The organism is Micromonospora sp. NPDC048868, from assembly GCF_043198195.1.
Lineage (GTDB): Bacteria > Actinomycetota > Actinomycetes > Mycobacteriales > Micromonosporaceae > Micromonospora > Micromonospora reichwaldensis.
In genome coordinates this window covers 21,342-43,480 of sequence record NZ_JBICUN010000009.1, presented here as the reverse complement: position 1 = coordinate 43,480, position 22,139 = coordinate 21,342, and the positions used below count along the sequence as shown (strand labels likewise).

Annotated in this window: 25 protein-coding genes; 8 read left to right on the top strand and 17 right to left on the bottom strand. The window is 74.4% G+C overall.

Going from position 1 to position 22,139, the window contains the following annotated elements; genetic code table 11:
* Positions 1–34: 34 nt before the first annotated feature.
* Entirely contained in the window at positions 35–976 is a 942-nt protein-coding gene (locus tag ACGFNF_RS16375; protein WP_393168704.1) for a threonine/serine dehydratase, read from the bottom strand.
* 37 nt (positions 977–1,013) lie between these two features.
* On the bottom strand, positions 1,014–2,231 hold the full coding sequence (locus ACGFNF_RS16370; RefSeq protein WP_393168702.1) for an alpha/beta hydrolase: 1,218 nt from the start codon (positions 2,229–2,231) through the stop codon (positions 1,014–1,016).
* A 159-nt stretch (positions 2,232–2,390) separates the two neighbouring features.
* On the opposite strand from ACGFNF_RS16370, the gene ACGFNF_RS16365 reads away from it, so the two are divergent.
* Positions 2,391–2,582, top strand: a complete 192-nt coding sequence (locus tag ACGFNF_RS16365; protein ID WP_393168700.1) for a hypothetical protein — start codon at positions 2,391–2,393, stop codon at positions 2,580–2,582.
* A 12-nt stretch (positions 2,583–2,594) separates the two neighbouring features.
* Here the strand turns inward: ACGFNF_RS16365 and ACGFNF_RS16360 are convergent, their stop codons facing one another.
* The 12 genes from ACGFNF_RS16360 to ACGFNF_RS16305 form a co-directional block, all read right to left on the bottom strand.
* Positions 2,595–4,733 (bottom strand): bifunctional polysaccharide deacetylase/glycosyltransferase family 2 protein, encoded by a 2,139-nt coding sequence (locus ACGFNF_RS16360; protein ID WP_393168698.1) that lies wholly within the window; start codon positions 4,731–4,733, stop codon positions 2,595–2,597.
* A 2-nt stretch (positions 4,734–4,735) separates the two neighbouring features.
* Entirely contained in the window at positions 4,736–5,158 is a 423-nt protein-coding gene (locus ACGFNF_RS16355; RefSeq protein WP_393168696.1) for a hypothetical protein, read from the bottom strand.
* Positions 5,159–5,263: 105 nt separating this feature from the next.
* Complete coding sequence (locus tag ACGFNF_RS16350) at positions 5,264–6,787, bottom strand: FtsX-like permease family protein (protein WP_393168694.1); 1,524 nt, start codon at positions 6,785–6,787, stop codon at positions 5,264–5,266.
* The gene (locus ACGFNF_RS16345) at positions 6,784–7,485 is read right to left on the bottom strand and encodes an ABC transporter ATP-binding protein (protein ID WP_132232244.1); all 702 of its coding nucleotides are present in this window, start codon (positions 7,483–7,485) and stop codon (positions 6,784–6,786) included. The genes ACGFNF_RS16350 and ACGFNF_RS16345 overlap by 4 nt, the downstream gene beginning before the upstream one ends.
* Entirely contained in the window at positions 7,482–8,018 is a 537-nt protein-coding gene (locus tag ACGFNF_RS16340) for a PadR family transcriptional regulator (RefSeq protein WP_393168962.1), read from the bottom strand. The genes ACGFNF_RS16345 and ACGFNF_RS16340 overlap by 4 nt, the downstream gene beginning before the upstream one ends.
* Positions 8,019–8,103: 85 nt before the next feature.
* Positions 8,104–8,679, bottom strand: coding sequence for a TIGR03086 family metal-binding protein (locus tag ACGFNF_RS16335; RefSeq protein ID WP_357576871.1), 576 nt, complete (start codon positions 8,677–8,679; stop codon positions 8,104–8,106).
* A 52-nt stretch (positions 8,680–8,731) separates the two neighbouring features.
* The gene (locus ACGFNF_RS16330) at positions 8,732–10,270 is read right to left on the bottom strand and encodes a SpoIIE family protein phosphatase (RefSeq protein ID WP_393168691.1); all 1,539 of its coding nucleotides are present in this window, start codon (positions 10,268–10,270) and stop codon (positions 8,732–8,734) included.
* Between the two features lies 1 nt (position 10,271).
* Complete coding sequence (locus tag ACGFNF_RS16325; protein WP_393168960.1) at positions 10,272–11,600, bottom strand: sensor histidine kinase; 1,329 nt, start codon at positions 11,598–11,600, stop codon at positions 10,272–10,274.
* Positions 11,601–11,629: 29 nt separating this feature from the next.
* Positions 11,630–12,658 carry a SpoIIE family protein phosphatase gene (locus tag ACGFNF_RS16320; RefSeq protein WP_393168689.1) on the bottom strand — a complete coding sequence of 343 codons (1,029 nt, stop codon included), beginning with the start codon at positions 12,656–12,658 and terminating at the stop codon, positions 11,630–11,632.
* Positions 12,646–13,065 (bottom strand): ATP-binding protein, encoded by a 420-nt coding sequence (locus ACGFNF_RS16315; protein ID WP_357576873.1) that lies wholly within the window; start codon positions 13,063–13,065, stop codon positions 12,646–12,648. The genes ACGFNF_RS16320 and ACGFNF_RS16315 overlap by 13 nt, the downstream gene beginning before the upstream one ends.
* Positions 13,062–13,475 carry an STAS domain-containing protein gene (locus ACGFNF_RS16310; protein WP_357576874.1) on the bottom strand — a complete coding sequence of 138 codons (414 nt, stop codon included), beginning with the start codon at positions 13,473–13,475 and terminating at the stop codon, positions 13,062–13,064. Before ACGFNF_RS16310 ends, ACGFNF_RS16315 begins: the two co-directional genes overlap by 4 nt.
* Positions 13,475–14,332 (bottom strand): STAS domain-containing protein, encoded by an 858-nt coding sequence (locus ACGFNF_RS16305; RefSeq protein WP_357576875.1) that lies wholly within the window; start codon positions 14,330–14,332, stop codon positions 13,475–13,477. Before ACGFNF_RS16305 ends, ACGFNF_RS16310 begins: the two co-directional genes overlap by 1 nt.
* 162 nt (positions 14,333–14,494) lie before the next feature.
* Here ACGFNF_RS16305 and ACGFNF_RS16300 point away from each other — a divergent pair, with 162 nt between their 5' ends.
* Positions 14,495–14,851: an STAS domain-containing protein gene (locus tag ACGFNF_RS16300; protein ID WP_091624489.1), complete on the top strand. Its 357-nt coding sequence runs from the start codon at positions 14,495–14,497 to the stop codon at positions 14,849–14,851.
* 10 nt (positions 14,852–14,861) lie between these two features.
* Here the strand turns inward: ACGFNF_RS16300 and ACGFNF_RS16295 are convergent, their stop codons facing one another.
* On the bottom strand, positions 14,862–16,199 hold the full coding sequence (locus ACGFNF_RS16295; RefSeq protein ID WP_393168685.1) for an MFS transporter: 1,338 nt from the start codon (positions 16,197–16,199) through the stop codon (positions 14,862–14,864).
* A gap of 50 nt (positions 16,200–16,249) precedes the next feature.
* Here ACGFNF_RS16295 and ACGFNF_RS16290 point away from each other — a divergent pair, with 50 nt between their 5' ends.
* From ACGFNF_RS16290 to ACGFNF_RS16275, 4 genes are all read left to right on the top strand, one after another.
* On the top strand, positions 16,250–16,933 hold the full coding sequence (locus tag ACGFNF_RS16290) for a FadR/GntR family transcriptional regulator (RefSeq protein WP_393168683.1): 684 nt from the start codon (positions 16,250–16,252) through the stop codon (positions 16,931–16,933).
* Positions 16,934–16,972: 39 nt separating this feature from the next.
* Positions 16,973–17,446 (top strand): large conductance mechanosensitive channel protein MscL, encoded by a 474-nt coding sequence (gene mscL / locus ACGFNF_RS16285; RefSeq protein ID WP_311412197.1) that lies wholly within the window; start codon positions 16,973–16,975, stop codon positions 17,444–17,446.
* Positions 17,447–17,527: 81 nt separating this feature from the next.
* A complete protein-coding gene (locus ACGFNF_RS16280; protein WP_132232264.1) occupies positions 17,528–17,764 on the top strand; it encodes a hypothetical protein in 237 nt (78 codons plus the stop codon).
* 126 nt (positions 17,765–17,890) lie between these two features.
* On the top strand, positions 17,891–18,265 hold the full coding sequence (locus ACGFNF_RS16275) for a hypothetical protein (protein ID WP_393168681.1): 375 nt from the start codon (positions 17,891–17,893) through the stop codon (positions 18,263–18,265).
* On the opposite strand, the gene ACGFNF_RS16270 is transcribed toward ACGFNF_RS16275, so the two are convergent.
* Positions 18,207–19,679: a benzoate/H(+) symporter BenE family transporter gene (locus ACGFNF_RS16270; protein ID WP_393168679.1), complete on the bottom strand. Its 1,473-nt coding sequence runs from the start codon at positions 19,677–19,679 to the stop codon at positions 18,207–18,209. The genes ACGFNF_RS16275 and ACGFNF_RS16270 overlap by 59 nt on opposite strands.
* A gap of 149 nt (positions 19,680–19,828) precedes the next feature.
* Between ACGFNF_RS16270 and ACGFNF_RS16265 the strand changes: the two genes are divergently transcribed.
* Positions 19,829–20,296, top strand: coding sequence for a helix-turn-helix domain-containing protein (locus tag ACGFNF_RS16265; protein ID WP_357576879.1), 468 nt, complete (start codon positions 19,829–19,831; stop codon positions 20,294–20,296).
* 18 nt (positions 20,297–20,314) lie between these two features.
* On the opposite strand, the gene ACGFNF_RS16260 is transcribed toward ACGFNF_RS16265, so the two are convergent.
* Positions 20,315–21,352 carry a LuxR C-terminal-related transcriptional regulator gene (locus tag ACGFNF_RS16260; protein WP_393168675.1) on the bottom strand — a complete coding sequence of 346 codons (1,038 nt, stop codon included), beginning with the start codon at positions 21,350–21,352 and terminating at the stop codon, positions 20,315–20,317.
* 63 nt (positions 21,353–21,415) lie between these two features.
* Here ACGFNF_RS16260 and ACGFNF_RS16255 point away from each other — a divergent pair, with 63 nt between their 5' ends.
* Positions 21,416–22,135, top strand: coding sequence for a PP2C family serine/threonine-protein phosphatase (locus ACGFNF_RS16255; protein ID WP_151452588.1), 720 nt, complete (start codon positions 21,416–21,418; stop codon positions 22,133–22,135).
* The last annotated feature ends 4 nt before the right edge of the window (positions 22,136–22,139 follow it).

Sequence of the window (22,139 nt, the reverse complement as noted above, 5' to 3'; positions counted from 1 at the left end):
GCCCGCACCGACGAGGGCCCTCCCCGACGCCCGCTCAGCGCAGGACGCCCGCAAGTACCGCCGGGTCGACGTTGCCGCCGGTGACCACGGCGACCGTACGGCCGGGCGGCAGCTCGGCGGCGCGGAACAGCCGGGCGGCCACCGCCACCGCGCCGCTCGGCTCCACGACCAGGCGGGCGTCGGTGACCAGCCGACCCATCGCGGCGCGGATCTCCTCCTCGGTCACCGTGACGATGCGGTCGAGCCGGGCCCGCAGGTGGGCGAGGGTCAGCTCGGACGGGGGCAGGCGCAGCCCGTCGGCCATCGTCCGGTAGGTGCGCTCCTCGCCCCACACCACCACCGACCCGGCCGCCAGCGACTCCCGCGCGTCGGCGGCGAGTTCCGGCTCGACGCCGATCACCGTCGCCGCCGGGCGCAGGGCGGTGACAGCGGTCGCGACGCCGGAGGAGAGCCCGCCGCCGCCCACGGGCACCAGCACCACATCGACGTCGGGCAGGTCCTCGACGATCTCCAGCCCGACCGTGCCCTGCCCGGCGATGACGCGCCGGTCGTCGAAGGGCGGCACCAGCACCGCACCCGTCGTCGCGGCGATCCGCTCCGCCTCCGGCCCGCGTTGCGGGGGCGGCACCAGCAGCACCTCGACGCCCAGCGCCCGGATCCGGTCCACCTTCGCGGCCGGGGCGCCCTCGGGCACCACGATCCGGCACGGCACGCCGGCCGCGCGGGCCGCGTACGCCAGGGCCAGGCCGTGGTTGCCGGAGGAGTGGGTGACCACGCCGCGCGCCCGCTCCTCGGGCGTCAGCCGGGCGACCGCGTGGGTCGCGCCGCGCAGCTTGAACGACCCCACCGGTTGCAGGCTCTCCGGCTTGAGCCACAGCTGCGCGTCCCACCCGGTGCGCACCAGCGGGGTACGCAGCACGGTGCCCGCGATGTCGGCGGCGGCGTTCCGGACGTCGGTGATCGAGACCAGATCCATCGGCCCATCCTGCCCGACGCACGGGGCGCCGGCGGGCCTACATCGGTTCGAGCGGGGCGGCGAGCGGCTGTTCCGTCCGCCCTGACGCGTAGTCCATCTCGACCGGGTCGCCCTCCCACGGGACGACGAAGGTCCCGGTGGTGTTGCCGTCGACGTTGTACGGCCGGTTCGGGTGCCGCGCGCTGCGCAGCCACTTGCTGGACAGCTTGTGCAGCCACGTGCGCTGGCGTTCCCAGACGACGAGGTGCCCGGTGCCGTCGAGCCGGTACATCAGCTTGTGCCGGCCCTGGATGGACCTGTAGAGCTCCGGGACCGAGAAGTTCAGCGCGATGTTGTTGGCCGTGGCATCCTTCTGCCCGTACACGATGAGCACCGGCACCTTCTCGCCGAGGTTGGTGTGGTCGGCGGTCACCCGCTCCTGGTTCCAGCCCCACCAGAATCCGTTGCGGAACCGCGAGACACCGGGCCCCCAGGTGCGACCCAGCTGGTCGTTGGCGAGGAAGGCGTCCCACACCACGTCGACGATGCCGTGCGCGTCGTCCCGCTGGCCCGGGTAGCGGGGCTCCACGTCGACCTCGCTGTCCCACGACTTCCTGAGACCGGCCTTGTGCACGATGTGCATGGGGAAGCCGTACACGGAACAGGGGGAGCTGACCGGGAGCGTCGGCGGCGTCGACGGGCCCGTCACCGCGAAGATCGGTGCGAGCAGGAGGACGCTGGCCACCTTGGCGGGGTCGACCGTCATGGCGAACGGCCCCACGGCGTACGCGCCCGCCGAGTAGCCGATCAGATCGACCTTCGGTGGCATGTCCGGCTGGCCCAGGATCCAGTTCAGGACGGTACCGAGTTCCGCCCAGTCGCTCGCCGAGTTGGTGAGCTGCTTCGGATACCTGGCCGCGCACGGTTCCCGGGGCAGCAGGAGGTGCTGCTGGAGCGGATTGATGTTGCAGGGGTCGTTCATCTGCACCGGGCGGGTCGACCTGCCCATCCCCTGCAGGTCCATGACGAAGACGTCGAACCCGTCCTCCGCCAGCTCCCTCGCCCAGCTGTACCCGCCCTCCCCCGCGTCGTACTCCAGGTCGAACGAGACGAGCCCCGGGCTGCTGCGGCCGTGCACCATGAGCACCGGCTGGCGGGGCCGGCTCGGCGGAAGGTCGGGTTTGAACCAGCGGACGAACAGCTGGATCACCGCGCCGTTGTTCGCGTCGAGGTTCGACTTGTGGCTGACCGCGAAGTCCTCGCTGGTGAAGTGCATGGGTCGTACTCCGGTGAATCGGCCCCCGGGCTGGCCTGGATACGTCCCGGTGACGCCAGGATCGCCTGCCGCCTCGCGGCGCGCGGGCCGGCCGCGGCGCGTTCACCCGTCCGGGCGCCGGCACCCGGCGGCCCGCGCGCCGGTGCCTAGACTGCCGGAGTGAGCGGGGGCGACGGCGTGGACGACGACGGGCCGGCCGAGGGCGTACCGGCGTCGGGGTGGCGGGCGGCGGCGCGCGACCGGCGCGTCTGGGCGATCCTCGCGGTGGTCGCGTTCCTGCTCGTGTGCTGCTGTTCCGCCGCCGCCGGGACGCTGCTCGCGCTCTCCGCCGGCCTGTTCGCCGCCGGTTGACCCCGCCAGGTGTCAGAAGGGCGCCCGCCCCTGCGTCCCGACCAGTGCGGCCGCCTCGCCGGTGCGTACCATCCGCTGCCAGCGCAGCCGGTTGCCGACCAGCGCGGTGACCACCGACTGCACCACCACCAGGTACATCACCTGCCGGTAGATCAACTGCTGGAACGGCAGGCTCCACAGTGGGCCGAAGCGTTCCTGGTCCAGTCGCAGCGCGTACGCGGCGGTGAGCGCCTGGAGCAGCAGCAGCCCCGCCCAGGCAAGCACCAGGGTCGACCAGGGCAGGAACAGCAGGCCGTAGACGGCGTAGACGTCCACCGCCGGGGCTGTCAGCGGCAGCACGATCTGGAACACCGTCAGGTACGGCAGGCCGCGCCGGCCGAGCCTGCCGCCGGCGCCCCGCTCGCGCAGCGCGTGCCGGTGCTTCCACATCGCCTGCATCGTGCCGTAGCACCAGCGGTAGCGCTGCCGCCAGAGCTGCCGCAGCGAGGAGGGCGCCTCCGTCCAGGCGATGGCGGCCTCCTCGTAGACCACCCGCCAGCCGGCCCGCAGCACCTTCATGGTGAGGTCGGTGTCCTCGGCCAGCGTGTCCGAGGGCACCCCGCCGACGGCGAACAGCACCTCGCGGCGGAACGCGCCGATCGCGCCGGGGATCGTCGGCATGCACTCCAGCACGTCGTACATCCGGCGGTCGAGGTTGAAGCCGATCACGTACTCCAGGTGCTGCCAGCGGCCGAGCAGTCGGCGCCGGTTGGCGACCTTGGTGTTGCCGGAGATGGCGCCCACCGTGGGGTCGGCGAAGCCCTGCACCAGCCGGTGCACGGTGTCCGGCTGGAAGACGGTGTCGCCGTCGACCAGCACCAGCAGGTCGGCGCGGGCGGCCCGGATGCCGGTCTTCAGCGCCGCCGGCTTGCCCGCGTTGGCCTGCCGGACGACCCGCACCCCGCGCAGGCGGAGCCGCTCGACGATCCCGGCGGTGTCGTCGTCGGACCCGTCGTCCACGACGATCACCTCCAGCGCGGGATAGTCGCTGGCCATGAGCGACCGGACGGTCGCGGCGATGTTCGCGGCCTCGTTGTAGGCCGGCACGATCACCGACACCGGGGCGGTGACCGTCGGCGGCGTCCGCCTCCGCCTCGGCCGACGGACCCGCCGCACGTGCACCTGGGCGCAGACCACCTGCGCGACCAGCCGGGCCACGCCCAGCACCAATGCGACCCCGAGCAGCAGGTCCATCATCCCGGCGAGCCAGCCGGCGCCGGCCTGGGTCCACCGCAGGGCGCGGCCGCTCAGCCGGCTGCCCGTGCCCGCCGGCACCATGGAGGCGGGCGCGTCGATCCCCTCGGAGACGGTGGTGAAGCGGTAGCCCTGCCGGGTCAGCCCGGGCAGCAACTGGTCGAGGGCGGCCACCGTCTGGGCCCGGTCGCCGCCGCCGTCGTGCATCAGCACCACCGCGCCGCGCCCCCGTTCCGGGGTGGCGGCCTTCACGATGGCCGGCACGCCCGGCCGCTGCCAGTCCTTGGTGTCCCTGTCGGCGAGCACGGCGACGTGCCCGGTGCCGGCGGCGGCGCTCAGCGCGGCGTACTCGGAACGGGTCAGCGCCGACGGCTGGGACGAGAACGGCGGCCGGAGCAGGGTTACCTCGCGGCCGACCGCCCCGGCGACCGCCTTGCGGGTCAGCGAGAGCTCCAGGTCGCGCCGCCAGTCCGGGGCGGAGCCGAGGTCGGCGTGGGTGAAGCTGTGCGAGCCGATCTCGTGCCCCTCGGCGAGGATCCGGCGGACCAGCTCCGGATGCTCGTTGACCCGGGCACCGACCACGAAGAAGGTGGCGCGCGCGCCGTGCCGGCGCAACGCGTCGAGCACCTGCGGCGTCCACCGCGGGTCCGGCCCGTCGTCGAAGGTCAGCGCGACCGTACGGTCGGGCATGGTCCGGCTGACCGGCCGGTCCTGGTCGAGCCGCAGCACCGGCCCGCCGGTGACGACCTCCTTCGGCACCGCCGGCCCGGCGGACGTGTCCGCCCGTGCCCCGCCGGAGCCACCGGCGAGCCCGGTGACCAGACCGTCGACGGTGAGCGCCGCCAGCAGCAGCGCCAGCCCGAGCAGGAGCAGGAGCCAGTGCGCCCGCGGGTCCCGGCGGGCGATGTGCCGCCCCACCGCTACCTCGGCTTACCCGGGGACCGGTTGGGCTTCGCGGTGCGCCGTTCGTCACCCCGGCCCGGCTCGTCGGACCGGCTCGGCCGGACGGTGGGAACGCCTATGGTCGGGGCGGTGCCGTCGCCGGCCGTGCGGGTGGGCACCGGGACCGCGGAGCTGGTCACGGGCGACGGACGGGGGCGGGCCGACGACGCGCCGCCCACCTCGCTGCGGCCGTCCGCCTCGGCTTCGCGCGGTGCCGCCGGGCGGGTGTCCGACCAGCCGGGCGGCGACACCGACGAGTCCATGAAGAGGCCGGCGGCGATCAGGCCGAGGCTCGTGAGCAGGCCAAAGCCCATCGCGGTGCCGGCGATCACCGTGAGCCGGCGCCGCCGTCCCGTCCGGTCGACGAACACCGGAGGCGCTCCGCTCGACTGATTGCGCATCTACTGACTCCCGCTGCCGCACACACCGGGGCCGTCCGGCCCTCGCCGGGCCCGTCGGCCCGGCCTCCGAGCAGACAGCGTCCGGACCGCCGCCGGCGTTACAGCTCAGGTCGTCCGCAGCTCCTCCACCGCCGTACTCGCGCGCAGGAAGAGCAGGCCGACGCCGACCGTCGCCAGCACCCCCGCCAGGGCGCCGGCCCCGAGCAGGGCCAGCTGTTCCAGCGGTACGTCGGGCGGCACGGTCACGTCCGGCATCGCCACGACCCGGGTGTGGCGCGCCCGGGTGGCGGGGTCGGCGCAGAGCTGCGCGGTGGCGTCGCAGACCTCGTCGTAGTGGCTGGCGGTCGGCGTGCGGAACAGTCCCCGGGCCAGGAGCAGGCCCACCGCCAGGGCGACGGCCACCGCCGGCACGGCCGGGGCCAGCGACTGCCAGGCGATGGACCGGCCGAGCGTGGGCCGGGGCACCCCGGTCGCCACCAGGGCCGCGTACGCACGCCGCCGGGCGGTGATCCCCTCCACCACCGCGACAATGAGCCCACCGGCGGCGACCAGCATGGCCACCGCCACCGCCAGGTCCACCAGGTCCATGGTCCGCAGGTAGAAGCCGTCGTCGCCGGCCAGTCCGCCGCCGGTCCGCCGGCTCAGCTCGCCCGCCGCGACGAAGTACTCCCGCAGCCCGGCCGCGCCCGCGCCGAGGAGCACCGCCGCCAGCAGTGCGGCGAAGGTGCGGCTGCCCGCCCACGGGTCGGCTGTCAACCGGCGGGCGGCGAGCAGCGCGGCCGGCCCCCGGGCGTAGCGGTGCAGCATCCGCCCGGCCGTCCAGGAGATCCAGCCGGTGCCGACGACCACCCCGATCATCGCGGCCAGCCCGCCGCTGACCAGCAGCGCCGGCACCAGCCACGACGGCGGGTCGGTGGCGCGCCGGTCGTAGAGGCGGGTGACCGGTTCGACGGCGACGAAGGCGGCCAGCCCGGCGCCGATGAGGACGCCCGCCCAGGGTCGGGGGCCGCGTTCCCGGCGGTGCGTACGCAGCACGCCGAACGGGGTCGTGCTCACCCGGCGCAGCATCAGCGCGGTGGCCAGCGCCGCCACGACCGGCAGCCCCGCCAGCACCGCCACCAGCGCGCCCGGGGCGGGCAGCACGTCGGTGGGGAGCGCGAGCCGTCCCTGCGCATCGGGCCGGTCGAGCAGCTCCCGGCCGGCGAAGTGGACCGACGCGCCGGCCAGCGTGCCGAGCAGGCTCGCCAGGCCGGCCTCCAGCACGGCGATCCGGGTCACCTGGCCGGGGGTGGCGCCGGCCAGCCGGAACGCGGCCAGCCGGCGGTCCCGCGCCGGGGCGCCGAGCCGGGCGCACTGCCCGGCCAGGGCCAGCACGGGAATCATGAGCAGCAGCAGGGCGAAGGCGGTGCCGCCGCGCAGCCCCGGCTCGACGAGCAGCTCGTTGGCGTACTGCAGCGACCAACGGTTGCCGTTGTCGGCGGTGGCGGGCGGGGTGGGGATGGCCAGCACGGTGAGCGCGGCGAGGGCGACGAGGGTGGCCAGGGCGGCGCTGAGCGCGGTCAGCGCCACCCGGACGGTGTCGGTGCGGGTGCCGGCCAGGGCGAGGCGTACCAGCGTCGACGGTCTCACCGGCGGCTGCCCGGCAGCGGGGTGTCGAGGCCGAGCCCGGTGTGGTCGACCATGCCGTCGCGGAGGATGACCTCGCGGTCGGCGTACGCGGCGATCTGCGGCTCGTGGGTGACCAGGACGACCGTGGTCCGCTGCTCGCGGGCGAGCCGGACCAGTTGGACGAGCACCTGCTCGCCGGTGAGCGTGTCCAGCGCGCCGGTCGGCTCGTCGGCGAAGAGCACCCGGGGCTCGGTGACCAGCGCCCGTGCCATCGCGCAGCGCTGCTGCTGCCCGCCGGACATCTCGCCCGGCCGGACGTCGGCCAGGTCGGCCACGCCGAGCCGCTCCATCCAGGACAGCGCCGCCGTCCGCGCCTCCCGCCGCCGGGTGCCGGCGAGGAGCAGCGGAAGGGCGACGTTCTCGGCCGCGGTCAGTTCGGCGACGAGCTGGCCGAACTGGAAGAGCACCCCGAACTCGGTGCGCCGCAGCCTGGATCGTGCCGCCTCGGACCAGGTGTCGATCCGGTGCCCGTTCCAGCTCACCTCGCCGGCATCCGGACGGAGGATGCCGGCGAGGCAGTGCAGCAGGGTGGACTTGCCGCAGCCGCTCGGGCCGGTGACGGCGACGATCTCCCCCTCGGCGACGTCGACGGTGACGCCGCGCAGCGCGGGTGTCCGCCCGTAGGCCTTGACCACGCCGCGAGCCTGAAGTTGCGTCACGAGTGCACCTCCCGGTGCCAGTCGGCGACGCGGCCCAGGGTGGTCTGCAACCACCGCAGGTCGGCGTCGAGATGGGCGATGGCGAAGTCGGCCGCGACGATGTCGTCGAGGCTGGCCGAGGGCGCCGTCTTCACCGCGGTCAGCTCGCGCAGCCGCTCGGTGTGGGCCTGCCGCTGGGCGACGAGGTAGGTCCGGGCCCGGTCCGCGTCGGCCACCAGCAGCGCCACGACCACCTTGGCGAAGAGCGTGCTGGCGACGTACGGCATCGGTGGCTCGACCTCGGCGAGCCACCGCTGGAGCGCGGCCCGGCCGTCGGCGGTCAGCGAGTACGCGGTGCGGTCGGGGCCGCCTTCGCGTTCCTGCCCGGCGGGTGCCACCAGGCCGTCCCGCTGCAACCGGCCGAGGGTCGAGTAGACCTGCCCGAAGGCCAGCGGCTTGGCGCGGGGCAGGCGCTCGTCATGGGCGCGCTTCAGCTCGTAGCCGTGCCGGTTGCCGGCGGCCAGCAGGCCCAGCAACACGTGCGAGGTGGACACCGCGTCACTATTCACCCGGTGAATAGTGACTGTCAAGGAGGCCCGCGCGGTGGGGGTGCCGCGCGGGCCTGGTGGCGCTTCGAGCTCAGGCGCCCGCCGACCAGCCCGGGTCCCGGCCGGTCAGGGCGAGCAGACGGTCGATCTCGGGAGCGTCCGACGACGACGTCCCCACCGGCTCCGCGAAGACGCCCTGCTCCCGGGCCGCCGGCCCCATCTGCTCGCACAGGGCGTACAGCGGGGGCAGCGCCTCCGGCGCGGGGCGGAACGGCTGCCCGGTGGCGACGGCCAGGTCCCAGGCGTGCACCGTCAGGTCGAGCAGCACCATGGTGCCGACCGTCTCCTGTGGCAGCCCCATCCCGGGCGAGACGCCCTCCAGCGCGGCCGGGTCCGACCACGCCGCGACCAGTTTCGCGGCCTCCGCCTCGAACCGGTCCCGCCAGCCCTCGGCCAGGTGGTCGGGCTTCTCCGCCCACTCCGGCTGCCCCCTGCCGGCGAGGGCCTGGAAGTTGACCACCACGTCGTAGAGGTGGTTGAGCAGGTCGCGCACGGCGTAGTCGCTGCACGGGGTCGGCAGGTCCAGTTGGTCGTCCGAGACGCCCCGGACCACCGCGACGGCACGGGGCGCCGCGGCTGCGAGCAGATCACCAGTCTTCGTGGCCATGCGCTCAGGGTACGAGCGTGGCCCCGCCGTCGCCGCCCCGCGCGCAGCCGGCTCAGTTGCGGCGGAGGGCCACCACGGCGACGTCGTCGTGGATCTCCGGCGGAGCCAGCTCGACCAGGAGCCGTTCGCAGAACCGGTCCAGGTCGTCGTCGACCCGGGTGGCGGCCACGGCCAGGGCGGCCAGCCCGTCGTCGATGGTGGTGTCCCGCCGCTCAATCAGTCCGTCGGTGTAGAACACCAGCGTCGCCCCGGCCGGCAGCACGAACTCCAGGTCGGGCGGCCGGGGCGCGCGAACCCCGAGCAGCGGGGCCGAGTGCTGCACGAACTCCACCTTGCCGTCGAGGCTGAGCGCCGGCGGCAGGTGCCCGGCGCTGGCCAGCCGCACCCGGCCGCTGGGCGGGTGCAGCAGCAGCACGCAGATCGTGGCCAGCTCGTCGGGGAGCAGGGTGCGCATGAGTTCGTTGACCCGGTGCAGGATCTCGCCCGGCTGGTGCCCCTCCACCGCGTACGCCCGCACCGCGTGCCGCAGCTCGGCCATCACCGTCGCGGCGTGCAGCGAGTGACCGGCCACGTCGCCGATCGCCAGCAGCAGGTGGCCGTCGAGCATCACCAGCTCGTAGAAGTCGCCCCCCACCTCGGTCTGGGCGCTCGCCGGCTCGTAGCGCACGGCCAGGTCGAGCCCGTTGACCTGCGGGATCCGGCGCGGCAGCAGGCTGCGCTGGAGGGTGACCGCGATGCGGTGCTCCTCGTCGAAGGAGCGCTGCGCTTCCACGGCCGCCGCCACGGCCTGGGCGAGCTGCCGCAGCACGGGGGTGTGGGCGGTCTGCGTGGCGGTGGGCACGACGACGTAGAGCGGCGCCCGGTCCTCGCGCAGCCGGGCGGCGACCACCGTGACCGTGTCGCCCGCCGGCCACCCGACCAGTCCCCAGGCGGCCGGATCGTCCACCCGGACCGTCGTTCCCGTCGGGACCCCGGTGTCGTCGACGATCCACGGGACGATCGTGGCCGTGCAGTCGGGGCCATCCGCGATCCCGGCGATGCAGTCGCCGTCGAACGTCTCGGCGACCACGGCGGCCGGGCTCCTGAAGATCTGCGCGGCGCCGGCCGCCGCCGCCTCCAGCAGCCGCGCGAAGTTCGGCGCGGAGTGCACCGCCATGGTGGTGTCGGCCAGGCCGAGGAGCCGTTCGGCGAGCACTTCCGCGCGCTGCCGGGCCCGGTAGTAGCGCAGCACCGCGTGGGAGGTGGCGACCAGTTCCTCCGGCTCGATCGGCTCCGCCAGGTACGCGTCCGCGCCCCGGGTGAGCCCCTGCGCCCGGTCCACCACGTCCACCGCGTGCGCGGACACGTGGATCACCGGCATCGCCGGGTGCGCCGCCTTGATCCGCTCGCAGACCTCGAAGCCGTTCAGGTCCGGCAGCCGCACGTCGAGCACCACGAGGTCGATCGGATCCACCCCGACCCGGGCCAGCGCCTCGGCGCCGTTCTCGGCCTCCAGCACCGCGAAGCCCGCCCGGGAGAGCCAGCTCACCAGGAGGTAGCGCTTGGTGGGGCTGTCGTCGACCACCAGTACCGTCGCCGGGCCGCCCTCCACGTCACGCTCCGCCCACAGGCAGGGTGACGGTGAACGTGCTGCCCCGGCCCGGCTCGCTGGACACCACGAGGCTGCCGCCGAGCAGGGTCACCAGCCGCCGCGCGTACGGCAGGCCGAGGCCCGTTCCGCCGACCCGGGTCGCGCCGGGCACCTGGTAGAACTCCTCGAAGATCCGCTCCTGCAGCTCCGGGGGGATGCCCGCGCCGGTGTCGGAGACGATGAGCGACCAGCGCTCGTCCTGCCGCTCCGCCCGCAGCCGGACCTCGCCGCGCTCGGTGAACTTGAGCCCGTTGTGCAGCAGGTTGCGCAGGACCTGGGCGAGCAGCACCTCGTCCGTACGCAGCGTCGCCGGGACGGGCGGCTCCTCCACCACGAGCTCGACGTCGGGCCGGATGGCCAGGGCCCGCAGCGTGCCGCGCAACTGGCCGAAGACCGGCCGCAGGTCGACCTCCGCCCAGTCGGGCTCGATCCGGCCCGACTCGGCCTTGGCCAGGTCGAGCAGCTCGTTGACAAGCGTGAGGAGGTCACCCGCCGAGGAGCGGATCAGCCCGACCTGGCGGGCCTGCTCGGCGGTGAGCGGGTCGGAGGCGGAGTCGCCCAGCAGCCGGCCCAGGCCGATGATCGCGGTGACCGGGGCCCGCAGCTCGTGGCTGACGTTCGCCAGGAACCGGCTCTTCGACTCGCTGGCCGCGCGCAGCTGCGCGGACTTCTCGTCCAGCTCGGCGTAGAGGGCCACCACGCCCCGGTTGGTCTCCTCCAGCTCCTCGGTGAGCTGGTTGTAGAGCGCCATCACGCCCCGGTTGGTCTCGGCCAGCTCCTCGTTCAGCACGGCCAGCTCGTCGCGCTGGCTGCGTACCTCGTCGAGGGCGGCGATGAGCTGGGCGTTCTGGGCGGCCAGCTCGTCCAGGGCGCTGCCCGGGGCGTTCCGGTCGAGCTCGGACCGCAGCTCGGCGAGACGCTCGGGGGTCAGCACCTCTGCGGTGACCGGGACACGTCGGGACATCCTCACGACCGTAGCCCCCTCGCGTGTCGCCACGCCCAACTTGTCCACCAACCGCGCCACCGCACCGGACTGCGGCTCGTACCGCCCGCCGGGCAGCGGGCGCACGGGGACGAGGTCCACCCGCAGGTGCCGCCTGCCGTCGACGGCGTCGTGGACGAGGACGAATGCCACCTCCGCCCCGCCGACCGAGTGCAGCAGGTCGCGGGCGACCTCGCTGAGCGCCGTGGCGATGCGTACCTGGTCCTGGTGCTCAAGGCCCACCGCGGCGGCGACCTCACGGCCCCGCTGCCGGACGACGAAGATGTCGTGTTCGACCCGCAGCGCCATCTGCAGCAGCGGCGCCCCGGCGGACCCGGTCACGACCAGGCCCGGGCGGCCAGGACGCAGGCGTCGTCGCGGCGCGTGCCGGCGTCACGCAGCACCGTCGCGGCCACCACCAGGGGCGACCGGTCGGCGAGACCGGGATAGTCGGCGAGCTGCCAGCGGTCGACCACCCCGTCACTGTGCATGACCAGCAGGGCGTCGCCGTCGAAGGGGTAGTCGTACTCCCGGACCGCGGGTCGCTGGTGCCCGGCGATGCCGGGCAGCGAGACCAGGCCCCGCCGCTTGCCGTCGCCGCCGATCACGACGGCGGAGATGTTGCCCAGCCCCGAGTAGCGCAGCACCCCGGCCGACGGGTCCGGCTCAGCCACGGCGAGCGCTGCGCCCCGGGTGTGCGACATCGAGCGGTGCAGGTGCGCGACGACCGCCGACGGGGGCCCCGCCGGCGCCTTGCGGAACGCGTCGAGCGCGGCGTCGGTGGCGGCGGAGGCGAGCGGGCCGTGTCCCAGGCCGTCGCAGACCAGCACCTGGCGCCGGCCCTCGACGATCCGCCACGCGTACCCGTCGCCGCAGACCGACTCCCCGGGCATCGGCCGGCTGAGCGCGCCGGCCCAGGGCCGCTCGTGCCCGCCGTCGGCCTTCGGCCAGACCTGGACGGCGAGGACGGTGCCGCGCTGCGGCCGGGAGTAGCAGTCGAACCAGCTCGCCTGCCGGACGATCGCGCCGAGGCCGATGCCGAGCGTCCCGACGGTGGAGTGCCCGTCCTCGAAGGAGGCGGTGAGGTCTGCCATTCCCGGCCCGGAGTCGAGGGCGACCAGTTCCACGCCGGCCTCCCCGTCGCGCCGCACCGGCCGCAGCAGCACGACACCGTCGTCGGCGTGCTTGACCAGGTTGCTGGTCAGCTCGGCGGCGACGATGGACAGGTCGGCGATGCGGGCGTCGCCCAGGGCGAGCTGGGCGCCGAGCCGTTCGGCGGCCCGACGCGCCGTGCTCGCCGCGCCGCCGCTCTCGACCCGGTACCAGACTCCGCGGTCGGAGACCACGTCGTCGTTCATCGGGCCCATTTGGTGACCGTGATCCGGGTTCCCTCACCCGCGGCGGTCTGGATGTCGAACTCGTCGACCAGCCGGCGGGCGCCGCTGAGCCCGAGTCCGAGCCCGCCGCCGGTGGTGTAGCCGTCGGTCAGCGCCAGGTCGAGGTCGGCGATGCCCGGGCCGGAGTCGGCGAAGACGATCCGCACGCCCCGCCGCCGGCCGTTGTCCACGATGGCCACCTCGACCGAGCCGCCGCCGCCGTACACCAGGGTGTTACGGGCCAACTCGCTCGCCGCGGTGACGACCTTGGTCTGGTCGACGAGCGAGAGCTTGACCGCCACCGACACCGTACGCACCAACTGCCGGACGCGTACCACGTCCTCGTCGCTGCGGATCGCCTGCGCCTGCGGCTGGCCCAGGTCGACTCCGGTGGTCATGACAACGCCGTCGTCTCGGCGTCCGGTTCGTCGTCGAACGCGAGCTCGCGCTCGTCGGCGTGGGCCGCCGCGATCAGCTCCATGCCCCGCTCGACGTTGAGCGCCGTCCGGATGCCGTTGAGCGACAGGCCCAGCTCGACCAGGGTGATGGCGACGGCGGGACGCATCCCGACCACGACCGTCTCCGCGTCGAGCACCTTGGAGATCGACGCGATGGTCGACAGCATCCGCCCGACGAAGGAGTCGACGATGTCCAGGGCGGTGATGTCGATGATCACGCCGTGGCAGCCGGTGGCGACGATCCGCTCCGCGAGGTCCTCCTGGAGCTGGACGGCCGTCTGGTCGGACATGTCGACCTGGATGGAGACCAGCAGGATGTCGCCGATCTTGAGGATCGGCACCCGTTCCATCAGGCCTCCCGACGCTGGCGGCGCCCGGTCTCGACCCCGGTGAGCCGGAGCACGTGCCGCAGCGCGTCGGCGAGGCTGGCCTTGGTGGCGATGTCGCCGAACTCGATGCCGAGGGCCACGATGGTCTGGGCGATCTGCGGCCGGATGCCGGAGATGATGCAGTCGGCGCCCATCAGCCGGGCGGCCACCACGGTCTTGAGGATGTGCTGGGCGACCTGGGTGTCCACCGCCGGTACGCCGGTGATGTCGATGATCGCGTAGGGCGAACCGGTGTCGACCAGGGTCTGGAGCAGCCGCTCCATCACGACCTGGGCCCGGGCCGAGTCGAGGGTGCCGACCAGCGGCACGGCGACCACGCCCTCCCAGAGCTTCACCACCGGGGTGGACAGCTCCAGCAGCTGCTCCGCCTGGTCGGCGATGAGGCTCTCGCGGGTGCGCACGAAGCTCTCGAAGGTGAAGAGACCCATCTGGTCGATCAGCCCGGAGAAGGCGACGTAGTCGCGCAGCGTCTGGGCGCCGCCCTCGGCCTCCATCCGCTCCAGCAGCACCTCCTTGAGCGAGAACACGCTGATCGCGGTCTCGGAGGCGGAGAAGCCCTGCCGGGCGCGTCCCCGGGACAGCTCCGAGAGCACGGCGCGCAGCTCGGCGGCCCGCTCGGAGTCGAGGTCGACGGCACCCTGCTCACTGACAGTGATCATGCTAGAGTGCAGCTCCTGCAGCTGCCGGCGCAGCTCGCCCTGGCTGAGCCGCCCGCGCAGGGACCCGGCGACGATCTCCGTCCAGCGCTGCATGATCCGATCGGCATGACCGGTCAGCAGACCGGCCAGCCGGCTGCTTTCCTCGGCGCTCAACGCCATGGTGGACCCCCTTCGACCTCGACGGCGGACTCTATCACCGGGGGTCGCAGCGCTACTTGTCGCAGGGCAAACGAATGAGGACGGCCCCCGGATGCCGCATCCCGTTCTGCGTACCACCCCGATCGTGGGATACCGTTTCCCCGATAACAGGAGGTCTGGCGAATGTCCTTGACGGTGCACACGGAACAACGCGGCGACGTGGTCGTCGTATCGGTCGCGGGCGAGCTGGACATGGCGACCGCACCGCAGCTCCAGGACCAGATCACCGACCTGCTCGACAAGGGCCGCAGCCGGCTCGTCTTCGACCTGGCGAACGTCTCGTTCTGCGACTCCACGGGGCTGTCGGTGTTCGTCCGGGCCAAGAACAGCTGCGACGAGGCGGGCGGCGTGGTACGGCTGGCCGCCCCGCAGCGGGGCGTGCTGCGCATCCTCGAGGTGAGCGGTCTCGTCGAGGTGCTGCACACCTACCCGACGGTCGACCAGGCCGTGGCCGGCGATCCCACGCCGGCCACCTCCTGACGGTTCCTCCTCACGCCTCGTCCTCGATGTGTCGGGGACGGGCGATCACCATGCCCGCGCCGGTCTGCACGGCGAGCGCCGCCAGCAGGAACCCGATCGGGACGGTCCACCCGCCGGTCGTCCCGTAGAGGATGCCCACCAGCAGTGGCCCCAGCGCGGCGATGAGGTAGCCGACGCTCTGGCTGAACGCGGAGAGCGCCACCGTCCCCTCGGTCGTCCGGGCCCGCAGCCCGATGGTGGCCAGGATCATCGGGAAGGCGCTCTGCCCGATCGCGAGCAGCACCACCCAGAGCAGCGCCCCGTCGTGCGGCGCGACGGCCATCCCGACGTAGGCGAGGGCCATCGCGGCGGAGAGCGTCAGCACCAGCGGGTGCAGGGTGCGCAGCCGCCCGGCCAGGGTCGGCATCAGCAGGGCGATCGGCACGCCCAGCGCCGTCACCCCGGCGAGCAGCAGGCCGGCGTCCTGCGGCCGGTAGCCGGCGTCGCGGAAGAGCTGGGCCAGCCAACCCATGATCGCGTAGGCGCCCAGCGACTGCGTCCCGAAGTAGACCGCCATCGCCCAGCCGAGCCGGGTCCGCCCCGGCCGGATCCGGCGGGCACGGGGCGCCACCGCCGCCGGGGTCGCCGCCCGTCGGGCCGCGCGCGCCCGCAGCGCCAGGGGCACCCACGGGAGTACGGCCACCAGGGCCAGCCCGGCCCACACGGCGAGCCCGGCCCGCCAGGTGCCGAAGAGGTGCGCCACCGGCACCGCCGCCGCGGCGGCCACCGTCGCGCCCACCGTCAGCGTCATCGAGTACGCCCCGGTGACCAGTCCGATCCGGTGCGGGAAGTACTGCTTGACCAGCAGCGGGAGCAGGACGTTCGCCACCGCGATCCCGGCCAGCGCGAGGGCGCTGCCGGCGATGAAGACCAGCGCGGAGTCGGTGCCGACCCGGACGAGCTGCCCGGCGGCGAGGATCAGCATCGCCACCACCAGCACCCGGGCCGGGGAGTTCCGGCGGACCAGCCGGGGGGTGAGCGACCCGAAGACGGCGAAGGCCACCGCGGGCAGGGTGGTCACGACCCCGGCCAGCGCCCCGGAGAGGGCCAGGCCGCCGCGTACCTCGTCGAGCAGGGCGCCGAGGCTGGTGATCGCGGCCCGCAGGTTGAGCGCCACGAGCAGCATGCCGGCGAGCACGAGCAGCCCACCGGCGACCGGTCCGGCGGGCTTGGGGGTGGCGCCGACGGTACCGGCGGCAGGAGCCGTCGCATCCGCCGGTGCGGGCACGTCGTCCGGCCCGGCGATCGTCTCCGGCACGGAACGCGGTGGGGTTCCGGCGTCGACGGCGGCGGTGGTTGGCGGGGTCATGTGTCCGAACCTACAATCATGGGATGAATTTCAGGCAGGTGTTGTAACCAGTGCCACCGTCGGTTGATTCCGCCGCCGCGCCGCCCAGGGGCCACCGGGTGCGGCAGACCATCGCCCAGCTCAGGGAGCGGATCCTCGGCGGCGAGTGGCCGGTCGGCGGGCGGATCCCCACCGAGCCACAGCTGGTCGCGGCGCTCGGCGTGGGCCGCAACACGGTCCGCGAGGCCGTGCGGGCGCTGGTGCACGCCGGGGTGCTGGAGTGCCGGCAGGGCTCCGGGACGTACGTGGTGTCGACCGACGAGCTGGCCCCGGTGGTGGCCCGCCGGCTCACCGCCGACCGGATGGCCGAGGTCGTCGAGGTGCGCCGCGCCTTCGAGGTGGAGGCCGCCCGGCTCGCCGCGTTGAGGCGTACGACCGAGGACCTGGCGGCCCTGGACGGCGCGCTCGCCGCCCGCGAGGCGGCCTGGCACGACGGCCGGTTCGACGAGTTCGTGGCGGCCGACGCGGCGCTGCACACCGCCGTGGTCGCGGCGGCGCACAACGGCATGCTCGCCGAGCTGTATGCCTCGGTCGGGGCCGCGCTGCACAGCACGATCGCCCAGTCGATGGGCGGCGCGCTGGAGCCGGACCGCTACGTCGACCACTCCCGGCTGGTCGAGGCGATCCGGGCCGGCGACCCGGGCCGCGCGGCGATCGAGGCCGGCGCTTTTCTGGAGCCCTCGCCCAGGGCATAGGTTGTGCCGGACGGAAGACCGGACACCTCGGGAGTACGGATGCTCAAGGGCTTCAAAGACTTCATCATGCGCGGCAACGTCGTCGACCTGGCGGTCGGTGTCGTCATCGGCGCCGCGTTCACGGGCGTGGTCACCCAGCTCACCAAGTCGTTCCTGGAACCGCTGATCCGGGTCTTCGTGCTGCTCATCACGGGCAGCGACAAGGGCCTGGCCGGCACTGCCCCGATGTTCCGCGGCATCGCCTTCGACTGGATCGCGTTCGTGAACGCGCTGATCACGTTCCTGCTCACCGCGGGGGCGCTCTACTTTTTGGTCGTCTACCCGATGAACAAGCTGGCCGAGCGGCGCAAGCGGGGCGAGGAGCCGCCGCCGAAGGCGCCGAGCGAGGAGGTCCGGCTACTCACCGAGATCCGCGACGCCCTGGTCGCCGCCGGCCACACCACCCCCGGGCAGCGGCGCGGGGCGCTCGACGAGGTGCTCGGCCGCCGGGAGGAACCGCCCACCGGGCGCTGAACCCGGCGCACGCACATCGGCCCCTGCGGGAATCCCGCAGGGGCCACACATTTTCGTACGCCTGTTCGATAGAGTCCCGCCATGGAGCAGCGGAAGCACTGGTGGAACGGGAAATGGGGCCGGCTGGCCCGGCGCGACGTCTTCCTCCGGGTGGACGCCGACCGGTGGCACGTCGAGCAGCGTGCCGGCGGTTCCGAGGGCGTCTCCCGGTTCTACGAGTACGGCACCGCCGAGGAGGCCGAGGAGACGGTCCGGGCGCTGCTCCAGGGCACCGACACGTGGCGCGAACTCTCCCCCCGCCCCCCAACCGCCTGGTGAGGAACCCCGCCCGCCTGGTGAGGGACCCCGCCCGAGATCTTGGACAGTTGGCGTTCAGCCCGAGCGACAACTGTCCAAGATCTCGACGGTGGTTTAGCCGGAGCGGGGGCCGGGAACCGCCCCGGGATGGAGCAGCAGGGCACCGAGCGGCAGGCGACAGTTTCCCGGGTCACCACGGGCATGCGGGTGATCGACGTCGACGGCACCGAGTTCGGCACCGTCGACCTGGTCCAGCGGGGTGATCCCAACGCGGTGACAGTGCAGGCGCCGACCGCCGACCCCGGCAGCAGCCTGGACGAGCTGATCGAGTCGACGGCCGTGGAGGAGCCGGACGTACCGGCCGACCTGGCCGCCCGGCTGCTGCACAGCGGCTACCTGAAGGTCTCCACCGACCTGGTCCGCACCGGCGCGGTCTACGTGCTCGCCGAGCAGATCGCCGACGTCACCGACGACCAGGTACGCCTCGACGTCCCGGCCCGCGACCTGCCGCCCGAGGAGTGACACCCACCCGCCCGGTCTCGGTCGGCCCCGCCGACCCGCTCGTGGCAGGCTCCACCGCCGGCCCCGGCGCCCCGCTCGTGGCAGGCTCCACCGCCGGCCCCGGCGCCCCGGTCGTGACAGGCTCCGCCGCCGGCCCCGGCGACGCCGTCGTGACAGGCTCCACCGCCGGCCCCGGCGCCCCGGTCGTGACGGGTTCCACCGCCGGCCCCGGCGACTCCGTCGCGGCGGGTTCGGGCGGCGGCTCCGGCGCGGTCGGCCCGCCGGAGCGGCGGCGGAAGAGCAGGAGCATCACCCCGCCCGCGACCAGGCCCCAGAACGCGCCGCCCACGCCGAGCAGGGTCACCCCGGAGGCGGTAACCACGAAGGTGACCACGGCGGCCTCGCGGTCCGCCGGTTCCGCCAGCGCCGAGGTGAGCGCGGTGGCCAGCGCGCCGAGCAGTGCCAGCCCGGCGACCGCCTCGATCAGCACCGGCGGGGCGAGCGCGACCAGCGCGGTGGCCGCACCGGCGCCCAGCCCCAGCAGGGCCAGCCCGGTCCCGGCGGTGACCGAGGCGATCCAGCGGCGGTCCGGGTCGGGGTGGGCGTCCGGGCCGGCGGCCAGGGCGGCGGTGATCGCGGCGAGGTTGACCGCGTGCCCGCCGGCGGGCGCGGCGAGCACGGTGGTCAGTCCCGTGGCGCGCAGCGCGGCGCCGAAGGGCGGCCGGTAGCCGTAGCCGACCAGCACCGCCATCCCCGGTACGTTCTGCGCGGCCATGGTGACCAGGAAGAGCGGCAACGCGAGGCCCACCATCGCGGAGAGGTCCCAGGCCGGCGCGGTCAACTCGACCGCGGGCAGCAGCCGCGCGCCACCGAGCCCGGAGACCGGGGTGGTCAGCGCGATCGCCGCCACCGCGACGACCAGCGCGCCCGGCACCGCCCACCGGCGGGCGAACCGGTGCAGCAGCAGCCAGGCCAGCACCACGGGGACGGCCAGCCGGGGCACCTCGACCAGCGCGCGGACGGGGGCGGTGCAGAGCGGCAGCAGGACCCCGGCGAGCATCGCGCCCGCGATCGGCCGGGGGATCGCCGCGACGGCCCGCCCGAGGGCGGGGAACAGTCCGGCGGCCACGATCAGCGCGCCCGAGACGAGGAACGCCCCGACGGCGACGGGCCAGCCGCCGGGCACCGTGCCGGTGGCGACCAGCAGCGCCGCGCCCGGGGTGGACCACGCGACGCTCATCGGGATCCGGTGCCGCAGGCCCAGCCACACGGCGGAGATCCCGGAGGCCACGCACACCGCCAGCAGCCCCGAGGCGGCCTGTGCGTCCGAGGCGCCGACGGCCCGCAGGCCGGCCAGCACCACCGTGAACGAGCTGGCGAACCCGACCAGGGCGGTCACCACACCCGCCAGCACCGGTTGCGACCGTCCCGCCATCCCGCCTCCCCCGACCGTTCCGTTTACGGAACAAGAGCCTGTAGCACCATAGCGGGGTGCCGCAGACGTCACCAGTCCACCGATCGGCCCCCGATCCGGGCGCCGAGGCCGTCGGTCGCCGGGTACGCGCCCTGCGCGAGGAACGCGGGATGTCGCTGTCCGCCCTCGCCCGGCTCGCCGGGGTGGGGAAGGCGACCCTCTCCGGCCTGGAGAACGGCACCCGCAACCCGACCCTGGAGACGCTCTACGCGATCACCGCGCAGCTCGGCGTACCGCTGACGGCCGTGCTCTCCGGCCCGGCAGCCGGGCCGGTCGTCCGCGGCGCCGCGGTCAGCGCCATCCTGCTGGAGGTCTTCGAGGACGCCGACGCCACCTACGAGCTGTACCGGATGCTGGTCGCGCCCGGTCCCGAGCAGCTCTCCCCCGCGCACCAGAAGGGGGTCACCGAGCACGTCACCGTCTTCGCGGGCGTGCTGCGCGCGGGCCCGGTCGACGCGCCGCTGACCGCCGCCGCCGGCGGGCACCTGCGCTGGACCTCGGACGTGCCGCACGTGTACGCCGCCGTCGGCGACGAGGAGGTCGCCGCCAGCCTCCTGCTCCGCTACCCCCGGAGGTGAGCACCAGGTGTCGTGGGGTCAGCCGTCGACGGGGGTGGGCACCGGTAGCCGCCGCTGCACCGCCCAGATCGCCGCCTCCGTACGCGACGCCGAGCCGGTCTTGCGCAGCAGGTTGGACACGTGCACGGTGACCGTCCGCACCGAGATGCCGAGGGCCCGCGCCGCCTGCTTGTTGGACATCCCGGCGACCAGGCAGCCCAGCACCTCGATCTCCCGCCCGGTCAGCTCGGCGTCCACCGGATCCACCGGCCGCTGCGACGCCACCCTCGGCGGGCGCGCGGCGGGCGGCGGGCGGAGCAGCGCCTCGGGCTCCCGGCCGGCGTGGGCGGCGAGCAGCTCGGTCAGCGCGTACGGGTTGCCGCCGGTGCGCTGCCAGACGGCGCGCACCAGCCGGCCGGACGGGCGCGGGTCCGCGTACACCTGGGTCAGCACCTCGGCGACCTCGGCCGGGAGCAGCGGTCCGAGGTGTTGGCGGACGGCGCCCCGGACGCCGCAGAGCCGGGCCAGGGCGCGGACCGCGAGGTCCGGCGCGACGGCGTCCTCGGCGGGCCGGCTCGCCACCACCAGCAACGCCGGCAGGTCGGCGGCGGTCGCCAGCTCGCCGACCAGGTTGAGGCTGGCCGGGTCGAGGGCGTGCAGGTCCTCCACCACCACCACGGCCGGGCCGGCGCCGACGAGCAGCCGGACGACCCGCACCGCGAGGCGGAGCAGGGTGCCCGGCGCGTAGCGCTCGCGCGGCGCGGTCGGCTGCTGGGCGAGCCAGGCCAGCGCGTCCGGCGGCAGGTCGAGCCGGCTCGTGTCCCGGCCCGTGAGAACGGCGGCCAGCCAGTCGTACGGGGCGGGGCTGTGCACGCGGGCGGCGCCGGAGAGCACCACCGCCGGTCGGGGGGCGAACGCGTCGAGGGCGGCCGAGACCAGCAGGGACTTGCCCACCCCGGCGGCTCCGGTGATCACCGCGACGGTCGGCGCGGACCGTCGGCCGGCGACCACGGTGGACCACACCCGGTCGAGCTCAAGCAGCTCGCCGGCGCGTCCGACCATCGACACCGGCATCATTCCCCAACCCTACGCAGTAGTGCGTAGAGACGGCGGGAGGGTGTTCTTGGCAAGCTTGACCCCATGACGCTGATCCTCCGCTCGGCCATCCTCAACGACATCGGCCTGGTTCGCACCAACAACGAGGACTCCGCCCTCGCCGGTGACCGCCTCGTCGCGGTCGCGGACGGCATGGGCGGCCTGCCCGCGGGCGAGGTGGCGAGCGAGATCGTCATCCGCATCCTGGACGAGCTGAGCCCGCCGACCGCCCCCGACGAGGCGGCCGCGGCGCTGCGCGCCGTGGTGAGCACCGCCAACCGGCGCATCCACGCCGCCATCACCGTCGACCCGGCGCGCGACGGCATGGGTACGACGCTGACCGCCGCCCTGCTCGCCGGGGACGCGCTGGTGCTGGCCCAGGTGGGTGACTCCCGCTGCTACCTGCTGCGCAACGGGGAGCTGACCCAGCTCACCCGCGACGACACCTTCGTCCAGGCGCTGGTGGACCAGGGGGCGCTCTCGCCCGAGCAGGCACGGCACCACCCGCAGCGGTCCCTGGTGACCCGGGCGGTGCAGGGCTCGGACACTCCCCCGGCGGTCGGGGTGCTCACGGTGGTGGCCGGTGACCGGCTGCTGCTGTGCAGCGACGGGCTCTCCGACTACGTCGAGGACGGCACGATCGCCGCGACGCTGATCACGTACGGCGACCGCCACCACTGCGGCGAGCAGCTCGTCAAGCTCGCCCACCAGGCCGGCGCGCCGGACAACGTGACAGTCGTGGTCTCGGACGTCGTCGCCGGCTGAGCGC